We start from the raw sequence: 10,481 nt of genomic DNA, 5'->3' as shown, positions 1-10,481 counted from the left end.
AGTTCATCGAACTCGCAGGATAACTGTGTCAAGACAAAGCCATTGGTCTCACATCAAGAAAAATTTGCGACACTACCCAATTGGACACTCATTTTTCGATCTTCTTACACGGATACAAGGTCCTGCGAACGGCCGAAGCTGTCATTTTTATTTGCGGCTCCGGCCACCTGCGTATTGGTTCGATGGTCTGTAGCAAGGGCACATCATTGTTGCGTTATGAGTATAAAGGTCAAAGCTGAATGGACAACAACCGCTCGCGATTGCGGCTTGATGTTTCGCTATCTTTATCCTTGTAGTCTTTGAAGTCCTTCAAAGTTGACAAAGTGCTCGTTTGCGTGTCGGAGAGTTGTGTACTCCGCTCCTGTTGTCGATAAGCCCTGATTGCCAGCGTGCGCTCTTTTAGAAACGTGAGATGTTCCTCGTTCTTAGCAGTTGTTACCATTTTTTGGCGGTTTTTTTCTCCCTCCGTTTTATTCAAGACTGCCGTGGCAACCAGGTTACCAGTTCCTATTATCATAGCAGTGTCTCCATCCTATTCACGCTGCAATATTGATCATTACTGGGTCCCTGCAAGAACCTGCGCTTGAGAGGCACCGATATCTCGAAGCTGGTTTTGCGTCTGGTCTGCCATGCCCTGGGTCGCTTTGATCTCCATCGCCTGACGTTTTGCTTCACCTTCACGTTGCATGTTTTTTGCTGAGTTGTGGGTGTTTTTTGCATCCTCCGCATAAGAGACTGCCAGGTCCACCGATGTACCTGCCGCATTCACCGTGCTGGTTAGCGGGTCCATGAAACGCTCCTTCAGATCTGGGGTTGGGACCTTGCTTTTAAGATCCGTGCCCTGGTGTGCGCGCAATCAACGAAGATTATCGATCTGACGATCAATGTTCTTAGACATCGCTTCATCAAAATGCGCATTTACTTTGCCAATGGTGTTTATGTCCGCTTTCAGCCGATTGCTTTCACCTTCTCGGAGTGTGTTCGCTGTGCGGTTCATCGTGTTCTGAACACTGTCGAAGGCCTCGGCGCCTGGGATCGTTCCGCCTGAAGCACCTGAAGCTGCAGTTGCAGGGTTTGCCATTTTGTGTCTCCTTAGCTGCTCAGCGCCTGTTGCAGGCTGCTGATGATGGAAAATTTGGATGCCAGGGATTGGATAGCGTCCCGTGATTGGGCATCGGACTGAAAGCGCCTGATGGTATGGTCGAAAAATTCGATTTCGTTTTGGTGCAGCACTTTATCGAGCTTTTCGAGCAGCTTTCGTGATCTCAGAGCGGTAACACGCTGGATGGGATCGAGACGATGAAAGCTGGACAGTTGAGTGTGTTCTGCGCGTCCCTGAGCCGCAAGCATCGAGGGATCCAGGACTCTTTGAATTTGAAATGTCGGAAACATTTCTTCCATTATGCCATCCTCCAGGCGATGTTCGATTTATCCTGGCTGGCCGGTCAGGCAGACTTACCGACCTGGCAAGCCTGCCCGGCGGCCCTCAGGCCACTACTGCACCTGCAGTGTTTGACGAGTGTTGGTGTTATGGCGCAATGAATCTGACGCCTCGTTCGTCGAGATTGTACGTGACGTCTGGTTTGAGTCCCTAGACATGGTGTTGGAAATGGATACCGCTTCGTTGCGGGAGCCGTTCTCGATGGAGGCCGCGCTCATCTGAGCGCTGCGCAGCATGGCGCGTTCGGAAGCAGCATCCACAATTGCGGCGGCATCGGGGGCTGCCCGGCCTGATTTCTGGCTGCTATTTGTACTGCTGTTGTCCTCGGACGGGGGCAGGTTTTGTCCGCCGTCGGTCTGTGTTACTGGCTCGGCCATGATAGGTCCTTTCACCTAATTTGATTTGTTCAGTTCACGTTTGGAGCAGCAATTCGTTGTTATGCTGCTCCCAGCTTTTTCAGTGGAGAGGGGGTGATTCAGGATGATCAGGTCGCATGGTCGGTTCCGAATTAACCAGATCAGGATCACGAGGGTTCTCCGGGTCGAATTCGCTTGCCGGTTTGGGCTCACCACTGAAGAGGTCGGCGAAGTAAGACCGCCATTCCTCGGACATCGGTGATGGTGCTGCGGGATCGGCGTTTCTGGAGGTGGCAGACCCACCAGACGCATTCTGCGAATTGAACCAGTCATCTGGTGCATTCTCGAGTGTGATATCCCATTTTCCATCGTCGCCGAGTTCGGCTGTGATGGTTGGATTGTCATCGGCATCGTCGACCGTCGACGCGTCTGTCTGATCAGCCTCTTCGTCAGCAGCCGAAGTGGTTGGCAGTGTGGTCCCGTCAACATCGGATTTGCTGTTTATGGTCTCGTCGTTTCCGACTGGGTCGTGAGACACGTCTTCATCGATTTCACAACTGCAAGCTTGCTCGGTCGACCTTCCATTGACACCGTCGGTTTCCCCGGGACCTTCGTCCTGGCCTGGCTTATGGCCCTGCATTTCCCGGTCAAATTCTGCCTGTTTGGCATCTTCTGCCTTCATCGCTGTTTCGTGTTTTTCAGCGTTCAGCTCCTCTTCTCGTTCAAGCTCTTTCAGCGTTGTTTCCACTTCCGCCTCATAGGCTTTGAGCTTCAACTCTGCCTCCTGTCTTTCGATCCCGAGCATTTTCTGCTCATGTTCGAGTGCCATCTGCTGCTGGGCCGGATTGACCGACTCAGCGTTACTACCACCACCCATTGGATTCTCCTTTCCGGATTGGTGTTGAATTTACAACTCAAACAATAATGGTGGGGGGTCGCAGTGAATATTTTCTATTTGTTATGAGAAGATGAAATATTTAACAGTAAATAATAGTCAAATAACTATATCTTATCAAAAATACTAAACCAAAAAGCAAAAAAATATTACAGTATATAGCGCTGCTATGTGAAAAAGTCTGCACAAATGTATCTCAAAGAGGACACTCACATGTCAGACGGTATCGGTGCATCAACCAGTTCCACCACTAACACACAGGAGGTTCAACCCAATACGCCAAGAGCGCAACCGGGGGGTAATGCAAACGTGAATCGGTCCGCCCTTCGCGATGATGGGTCCAAGCAGACAGCTGAGCAGTTGAGGGCCCGGGCTGACGTCGCGCAGGACTATGAAAATGCCACGGCAAGAGCAGTTTCAACGGTAGCGGGAGCGACCGTGGAAGACGTGCGAAACTATGAAGTCTCCCATTTCAGAACTCCGGAGTTGCCACAAAAGGTCTCACTGAAGCAACTATCCACGCTGAAAACCTTTGCGGCCACGACTGTTTTTGAAAGGGCTGCTTCGCAAAGCAGTGACGTGAGAAATCTCGTCGCAGAAGGGCTCAGCTCCAATGCATCCCGCTCCGACAAAGTTCCAATGCCTTCGTTCAATAATGAAACCCGAAAATTGCAATTCGATAGTCGCGAGGATCAAGCAAGAGCTGTTCTTAGTGCGCTTGAGGATCTGGATGGCAAAACAAATGCGTTGAAGGAGTCGGCCTCCCAATTTGTGCAATTTGGTGCGCGGCTTTCCCACGGACCGGCGTTTCCACGCCTGAAGTCGCTTGCGGCGAAGCACATTATGGGCAACCAGTTTCATGCGGTCATTGTTCGAAGTGCTATAACGGCCATTCCAGCTGCTGTTATAGGGCTTGGCGCTGGACGGATTGGGTCGGCAATGGTTGGGACCTACTACAGGAACAATCCCGGTGCGATACCTGAAGATGTGCTGAAGGCTGCGTCCGAAGCCCTTGTTGATCAGGGTACTTCGAACCCGACCGAGCAACAGGTGATCCAGGAAGCAGTAGCGGCGCTTTCGAAACCCGGCAGCCAGTTTGTGTCGAACGATTCCTCTCAGAGCGAAATCGAGAGCACAGACGGTGCGGTAAACTACCTGCGCGGTATAATTTTCCCGGCGGGCGATCAAATCAACTTGGCCACCATAGAACAAAACAGGGCTCAAAGCTCTCTCTCGACCGAGCATGAGGTACCGTCGACACGACTCGAGCGAGCAGTGGAATCTGCTCAAACGCGGTGGAAAACGCAGTTGGTCATGGGAGGAATTTCCGCCGTCATTGCCGGAATCGCCCAAAGCGTGGCTGCCATACAAAACCAACAGTCCGCGTCAAAATTCATAGCTTCATTTGCTTTGAATGCCGCATCCACCATGGGGGCATTCGTATCCGCCACACTAATCGCCGACGCATCCGCAGAGGCTTTGACAAGCAGTGATGCCTCGCAACTCAATAAGGAACTTATTAGAACTCCGATGCGCGCGGCGATGCAAACGATCGCACAAACCTTGAAGACTGGCATTAGTTATGCGTCGGATTCGTCACAATCGACGTGGCCCGCCGAAAGCCTTAAGTTGATCGGTACGGGCTTTCTTGGAACGCTTGGAAAGGAAGGCAATAGTTCTGTCCTCGCAGTGCTTTCTAAGGCAGCGGCCCCGCAGGACATCAAAACCGCAGCCGCTGTTGTCGACGCACAGTCTTCACTGAGTAAACTTCAGGTACTGCTTGATGCGGGAGTAGCGCAAAACTCTCCCGAAATCGCTGACCAAGTCAGGGAGTTGGAACGACAACTGGGCGAATTGAACCTGCAGCTAAGCGCTATTTCCATGTTGGATGCAGAGACAGATCGCGCACATCTGCAAAATCTGAACAAACACTTTGTGGCGAGTGTTGAGCGCCAAGCCCAGATCTTAGGGTACCTGCAAACGCCGGAGCCGCTGACAGAAGTTGTTGTGGATTCCCAAACAGCCAGCGATGGGGCTTCAACCGGTTCCCGCGCCGAAACATCAGCTTCGGAAGACGGTTCCTGGGATGAAGCGTTCGTGACCGATCTCTTCCAAGAAATAATGGAACGAGATGACTCGCCAGATTCAGATGTTGTGCGAATACCTGGACAGCAACAGCTTCAGAAGGATCCCACCGAAGAAGCGGTTCAGAGCTTTTTGGATGGAGTTATCTCGCGGGTCGTTGAAAGCACTGCGCCGCCAGTAGCGGAACTTGCGCCCGCTGAGCCTGAAGGGCGCGAAGATGACAGGTCAACGGAGCAAATCGCCGGTGAAATAGTCACCGGCCTCTTCGAGGCAGCGACGCTGGCAAACCAATCCACTGCGGTAAGCGCTTCAAGTCAGGGGCAGGAGCCTTCGGAGGTAGTGTTGCAAATTTTATAGGCCTTTCATTTCCAGCTTCGTTAAGGCGATCAAGAAAGCTGCATAATAAGCGCGAAAGCGCGCCTACCGTATGTCTGTGCCCCTTTAATGTTCAGAGGCCTTCTTGCCCGCCATGGAGTACCCCAAGATGTCCACTATCGATGGTGGACACTATCAAACACTCGGTCACACCGTCAGTGCGGGGAAACCGGACGGATACGTCTGGCGCTGAAGCGGCCGGCGTATGACGCGTTTATAGGTCGGGGTGGGTTCAAGCGATGTTGGGGGATACCGAATTTGAAGCTGAAGACTGTGGGAGGAAACCAACACCGATAAATTGCGGATACTATTTGCCGAGATAATTTCTACACGGAGCAATGGTGCACATGCTCAAAAAATGGTGTGATCTCAACCTGTCTCTTTCGTCATAAACTGCTCCCGTGAAATAGGGAGATTTGCAACAATCTGGTCTATGATGTCATCTGCGCACATTTCCCAGTCTTGCCGGATAACAAACCAATCATTTTCTTCTGCGAACTGACAAAGTAGATAGCGAATCCTAGACTGATAGCGGCAAAATGCAGTCTCGGGGGGGCCGTCAAATCCATCCCAACGGCCAATTTCTGTCTCCCTGAAAACGGACCGGCGTCGCCAGGCGATTGCAGGGTCCAGATCCAGTAGAATAACTAGGTCCGGTTTGACTACATGATCAAACAACCGATACAGGAATTCCATTGGCAAACCGGCGCGCTGGTGAGCTTTTGCCATAACGCGGTAGTGAGAACCGTCAATGACGACCATCTCTTTATCGTTGCCCGCGAAGGGCGCTAGCCTCGTTGAGGTTGCGGAAAACCAGGCGGCCAGCAGATATAGGTAGAAATGAGTGCCGAGAAGATCCTCATCTGGCTCTCCTTCTGACGGCCAAATCGTTTCCCTCAAATGACCCAGCCGGCTGTCAGCAAAGGTGTTGTTGAATGAAATGTCGTTTTTCCGGCAAGCGCGAGCAGGAGTACCAAGTTGTTTCAGGGTGCTGACCAATCGGTCGCTGACAGTTGTTTTCCCTGCACCGTCAATGCCTTCGATAGCAATTAGCATGGGTTATTCCTATTTACTCGGCGGGAACGGACTGCTGTTCGAACTCTGGCAATCTTTCGATAGCTCGTCCAAATCTGGTGCCGATTGCTCGTCCAACATAAGCCCCACTCACAAGTGCAGGCACAAGGCCTCTGAACCGGCCAACTATATCCCCGCAGAACCAGATGTTTCCGCGCTTACTTTCCAAGGTCGCGTCACTCGCCGGAAAATGTCCCACGCCTTCAACAGCGGGAAAAAGGCAAATTGTGTCGTCAGACGCTATGTCGGGGAACTGATCGACGAGCACGCGAATGCCCTCACACAGGATCCGATAGAGTTCTGGAGGCAACTGATTTGCTATGTCGCCGCGCATAAACTTCTCTTTCGGAAACCAAGGGCGTGAGCCGTTGGTCTGGTCGTTGAGTTTGGAGGCTGTTACCTGCTTCAGAAATTCGGAAAGGGGTTGCCACAACGCAGGCGTGTCCTGGTCGATTGAAGACTGTAGAGTAGCCCAGATATCCCGACCGCGTTCTAGTCGGTCGTCAGTGAACCGTGCCAGCAAGCCAAAGTTAGAATAGCCGCTTGGAGGTCCGTCCGAACGTCCAGAAAGGGCTGCTGCCTTACCATAGGGAATCCTCCAGACCTCCCCATCGCGACACGTGCAAAAGGTCCTCACCTCACATCCAGCGGTGTTAAGAATCAGCTTGACGTCGGGCCGCTTCACCCGGCTTAAAAAGCCGACGCCATTCTTGTGTTCAATCCGAATACCGAATTCATACCTCTGCTCCGTAGTACTGATCTGATTGCCCATCAAGCCTGGAAACTCGCTTGGACCAAATCGCCCTGTGGCGAGGACTACAGCATTGAAATTCTCCTGTTGCTGGCGGGCGCTGGGTGTTTCGAAACTAATTCGGTAACCCGCCTGACACATTTCTATCTTGCTAACGCGCGTTTCAGTTCGGATCTTATATTCGAAACCCTGGATCATACGGGCGGTTAGGATCTCCCGTTGCTCCAAAGAACCGTAGCTGGAGGGGTAGACTTTCGAATGCATGCAGTCGGAAACGGCGCCGCCGTTCAAGGGTGACAAAAACTCTCGTGTTGGTATCGGAATGCCGACTTCCCGCAACAAGGTTTCAATATCTGTAAAGGCGTTTTCCAGTCGGTCCTTCCGGTCGAGCCTATATAGATGGGTGCCGGAGGGAAAAAAACTGAACTTACCATCGGAAAAAAGGCCTGCGCCGCCAATTCCAGTTCCGAGATCTTCCGCTCGATTATGCCTGCGGTTTGATAAGGCTGGACCCGCCTCAAATAGCGTGAAGTCGATATCCTGTCCGGCAAGTGTTCGAGCGAGGGCAAGGCCACCTGGACCGCCTCCAACGATGGCGACACGATTCTTGATCATTCTTTTCTCCCGAGTAACAAATTGACGAAGAATTCTCTGCGTGCGCGGCGATGACCGGGAACGTCAAAACTGAAGAAAGACCTCGAGGATATGTAGACGCTAAGCGCAATACTGCAGGTCGGTCACAACTGTTCTGGACAACAATTTGGGCAGGATTTCTCCAAAGTCCCCCGGATCAGGTTCACATTTCTGATTGGGCAAAAGTACTGCCAAAACCGTTTCCGGAACTGGCGTTTCAAAAAGAGCCGTGATCTGCTGGAGCACATAAAAAATAGCAGCGCTGAAACAGTATTTTTTTGCCGCTGCAAGAAGTTCTGCCCAGTCAATTTCGTTGCCATGAACACGCAGCAAAGCATCGATATCACCCAGCATCTGGATCTTCAGGGTACCGTGCTGAAAGGCTTCATAATAGACACGTGCCGCGCTGAACCAAAGTGCAGTCGTGAGGGATTGGCATAATACCTCCTGGCCCAATACCCTGCGCGACCCTGCACCCCTCCAGACATCAGCTTCATCCATTCCGGCAGCGAGATTAAAATGGGTATCGACAAATACCGGCATCAATACTGAGCCATCGTTGCAAACGTAGCTCTTGATCTGCCTTAGGCACCATTCGGGAGCGATCATGGACGTGTCGAAAGTTGGTTGGACCTTTGCAATCTTGGTCACAGAATGGAGCGCATATTTGTGCTCGATCATTGCCGGCGTTATTCGGCGAAACATGTGCGTAAAATTTCCGTCTGCCGGATTGAAAACACCGTGTTTGTATCCCAGCGAGTAAAGTGCTTTCTGGGTTTGCCTTACGTCTTCCGTCCGCACCATAATATCGATGTCTTGCATTGGCCGCAGGTTGGGGGCCGGGTAGAGCAGAGCAGCGAACAGTGAACCTTTAAACATATAGTGATCAATGGACATTTGGCTGAGGTGGTTCAACAGTTCTCCAAGGAACGAAAACTGTACTTCAGTCCGCGCCCTGTTCAACGCAGACCAATAGCGCATGTACTCTTGGGCCCAGCCAGGACATTTTGCTGTCAAACCGGTCCGGTTCAGATGATGAAGTATTAGAGGAGTAGTCTGATAGGTCTCTGCGCGCCAGAGCAGGAAAGACCAGTTCAGCTGGGTCGCAACGATCCTGGACAGCAGCGCATCTTCAGCAGCGGTTAGCTGAGGCTTGCACGTTATGAGCAGGAGTGTTTCTTCTGCAGAGAGTTTCATTGTCCTGTCCTCCCGAAGCCATCATGACTTTGCGGCCGTTTTCTTCAAACGCGCCGCAGACGCGGCGTCTCTCGCGTCAGTTTCTGACTCCTGACCATCACCACCGGCCGCAGCAAGCAGAGAGCGATAGCGATCAATCTGGTCTTCAAATTCACTCAGATTTTTATCGAAACCCTGACCAAAGATGTCTTCGATAGACATGCTGTCCTGACTATTTTCCTTTTCTTCGGATGGATTGATTAAATCGACAGCATTTGACGCAAGCAGACTGAACGGAAAGAGCGCTGCCATGCTCGACAGTCCATTGCCATTTGGCCAGGAACGGGCCGCTAAGTCCTTTATGATCGGCACGGCCATCTGCCCATCGAGCGTGATCACTAGTTTGCCATCATGTTCTTCAACTGAATATCCAAATAGCAGATTGTCGCTCATTTATTCCCTCGACTTCTTAGATATTAGGGGTGGAACGGGCGCTCCACCCCGAGGGCAGGCAGTCCCGGACACATCAAGCATAGGCGCGATGGAGTGCAATGGACTTGCGGCGGAGATTTTGACCTCGCTTCCAGAGTTTAACTTCCTGACGGGAGAGGGCGAGTGCATAGCGACCGTTCTTCAAAAGCCGCCAAGCCATCTTCTTGTTGCCCTGCGCTCGGTACCGCTTCGCCAATGCGAAGCACTTCTTGGCAAACAGTTTGTGTTTGCCCGCTGGCGATGTCCAATAGCCGCTTGCTTTGCGCGCTCCCTGAGACCTGACAGGGGCCGAACGAGCAGCTTGCAAAAACGGATTTGCCATAATCACCTCCTAGGGTAGTGGATGAGAGATAATTGCACGCATAAATAATTAGTCAAGTACCAAAAGTTGTGCTTTTCACCACAGGTTGTGCGTACAAAGTTACGATTTCTAACGCTTTTTGCAGTTTCGATAGGAAACAAACGACGGAAACCTCACTAGGCTTTGGCGAGTGACACTCTTCATAGGTGTTTGTACTTGTTGAATATCTTCTCGGTTGTTTTCTCGTCGTGCGGCAAGAAATTTGAAAGGTACAGTTCGTTGCTGAGTGATTTTAGTATTCCCAAATTTATCACCCGAAAGATTTTTGTAGTTTTGTTGAACTTCTTTTCTAGGGTCAGTTGAGTATCAGGATCCCCAAATCGGTACGAATATGATTCAAGCTTCCTTTTGAGGAGGCCTTGATGAACTCAGATCGCTTTTTGATCACCGACCGGATGTGGGAATTGATGGAGCCGTACTGCTTAGGCAAGCCAAGCGATCCGGGTCGCACAGGTAGCGATTATCGACTTTTTTGGAAGCGGTCTTGTGGATTGCCCGCGCGGACAGCCCATGGAGGGACCTGCCAGAAGAGTTTGGCAAGTGGAACACGGTATTCAAGCGGTTTCGCGAATGGGTCAAACGCGATGTATTCTACTGTATGTTCAACACCTTAAGCGATGAACCGTACATGGAATAGGCCATGATTGATGCCACCATCGTCAAGGTCCATCGCCACGGCCAAGGCGAAAAGGGGGTCTCAAAGCCAGGCTATAGGCAAGTCCAAAGGTGGTTGGACGACCAAAATCCTTGCGCTCACCCACCTTGTTGCAGCGGTCGTGTTTCGGGTGAACTCGCCCCTTTCCCCAAGTAACTATGCGACACGTTTGAAGACCGCACGCCCG

Annotated in this window: 12 protein-coding genes and 1 pseudogene; 2 read left to right on the top strand and 11 right to left on the bottom strand. The window is 51.6% G+C overall.

Annotated elements, in window-relative coordinates; all coding sequences use genetic code 11:
• Positions 1 to 229: 229 nt before the first annotated feature.
• The 6 genes from Q0835_RS28660 to Q0835_RS28635 form a co-directional block, all read right to left on the bottom strand.
• A complete protein-coding gene (locus Q0835_RS28660; RefSeq protein WP_298966708.1) occupies positions 230 to 517 on the bottom strand; it encodes a hypothetical protein in 288 nt (95 codons plus the stop codon).
• Between the two features lie 39 nt (positions 518 to 556).
• Entirely contained in the window at positions 557 to 790 is a 234-nt protein-coding gene (locus tag Q0835_RS28655; protein WP_298966707.1) for a hypothetical protein, read from the bottom strand.
• Between the two features lie 66 nt (positions 791 to 856).
• The gene (locus Q0835_RS28650) at positions 857 to 1,081 is read right to left on the bottom strand and encodes a hypothetical protein (RefSeq protein WP_298966706.1); all 225 of its coding nucleotides are present in this window, start codon (positions 1,079 to 1,081) and stop codon (positions 857 to 859) included.
• Between the two features lie 11 nt (positions 1,082 to 1,092).
• Positions 1,093 to 1,401, bottom strand: coding sequence for a hypothetical protein (locus Q0835_RS28645; RefSeq protein ID WP_298966705.1), 309 nt, complete (start codon positions 1,399 to 1,401; stop codon positions 1,093 to 1,095).
• 93 nt (positions 1,402 to 1,494) lie between these two features.
• The gene (locus Q0835_RS28640; RefSeq protein WP_298966704.1) at positions 1,495 to 1,818 is read right to left on the bottom strand and encodes a hypothetical protein; all 324 of its coding nucleotides are present in this window, start codon (positions 1,816 to 1,818) and stop codon (positions 1,495 to 1,497) included.
• Between the two features lie 79 nt (positions 1,819 to 1,897).
• Positions 1,898 to 2,674 (bottom strand): hypothetical protein, encoded by a 777-nt coding sequence (locus Q0835_RS28635; protein ID WP_298966703.1) that lies wholly within the window; start codon positions 2,672 to 2,674, stop codon positions 1,898 to 1,900.
• Positions 2,675 to 3,679: 1,005 nt separating this feature from the next.
• On the opposite strand from Q0835_RS28635, the gene Q0835_RS28630 reads away from it, so the two are divergent.
• Positions 3,680 to 5,134: a hypothetical protein gene (locus Q0835_RS28630; protein ID WP_298966702.1), complete on the top strand. Its 1,455-nt coding sequence runs from the start codon at positions 3,680 to 3,682 to the stop codon at positions 5,132 to 5,134.
• A 387-nt stretch (positions 5,135 to 5,521) separates the two neighbouring features.
• Here Q0835_RS28630 and Q0835_RS28625 read toward each other — a convergent pair whose 3' ends face one another.
• From Q0835_RS28625 to Q0835_RS28605, 5 genes are all read right to left on the bottom strand, one after another.
• A complete protein-coding gene (locus Q0835_RS28625) occupies positions 5,522 to 6,208 on the bottom strand; it encodes a hypothetical protein (protein WP_298966701.1) in 687 nt (228 codons plus the stop codon).
• Positions 6,209 to 6,221: 13 nt separating this feature from the next.
• Complete coding sequence (locus Q0835_RS28620) at positions 6,222 to 7,592, bottom strand: NAD(P)-binding protein (RefSeq protein WP_298966700.1); 1,371 nt, start codon at positions 7,590 to 7,592, stop codon at positions 6,222 to 6,224.
• Positions 7,593 to 7,691: 99 nt separating this feature from the next.
• Complete coding sequence (locus Q0835_RS28615; RefSeq protein ID WP_298966699.1) at positions 7,692 to 8,807, bottom strand: nucleotidyltransferase family protein; 1,116 nt, start codon at positions 8,805 to 8,807, stop codon at positions 7,692 to 7,694.
• Between the two features lie 21 nt (positions 8,808 to 8,828).
• Positions 8,829 to 9,239 carry a hypothetical protein gene (locus Q0835_RS28610; protein WP_298966698.1) on the bottom strand — a complete coding sequence of 137 codons (411 nt, stop codon included), beginning with the start codon at positions 9,237 to 9,239 and terminating at the stop codon, positions 8,829 to 8,831.
• Between the two features lie 73 nt (positions 9,240 to 9,312).
• Complete coding sequence (locus Q0835_RS28605) at positions 9,313 to 9,600, bottom strand: hypothetical protein (RefSeq protein ID WP_298966697.1); 288 nt, start codon at positions 9,598 to 9,600, stop codon at positions 9,313 to 9,315.
• Positions 9,601 to 10,034: 434 nt separating this feature from the next.
• Between Q0835_RS28605 and Q0835_RS28600 the strand changes: the two are divergent.
• Positions 10,035 to 10,394, top strand: a pseudogene (locus Q0835_RS28600) (IS5 family transposase); the annotation flags it as partial.
• Between the last annotated feature and the right edge of the window lie 87 nt (positions 10,395 to 10,481).

It is taken from the genome of uncultured Roseibium sp. (genome assembly GCF_947499295.1).
Classification (GTDB): Bacteria; Pseudomonadota; Alphaproteobacteria; order Rhizobiales; family Stappiaceae; genus Roseibium.
Note: the sequence above shows the minus strand (reverse complement) of the source record. Positions and strands in the feature narration are given on the sequence as shown.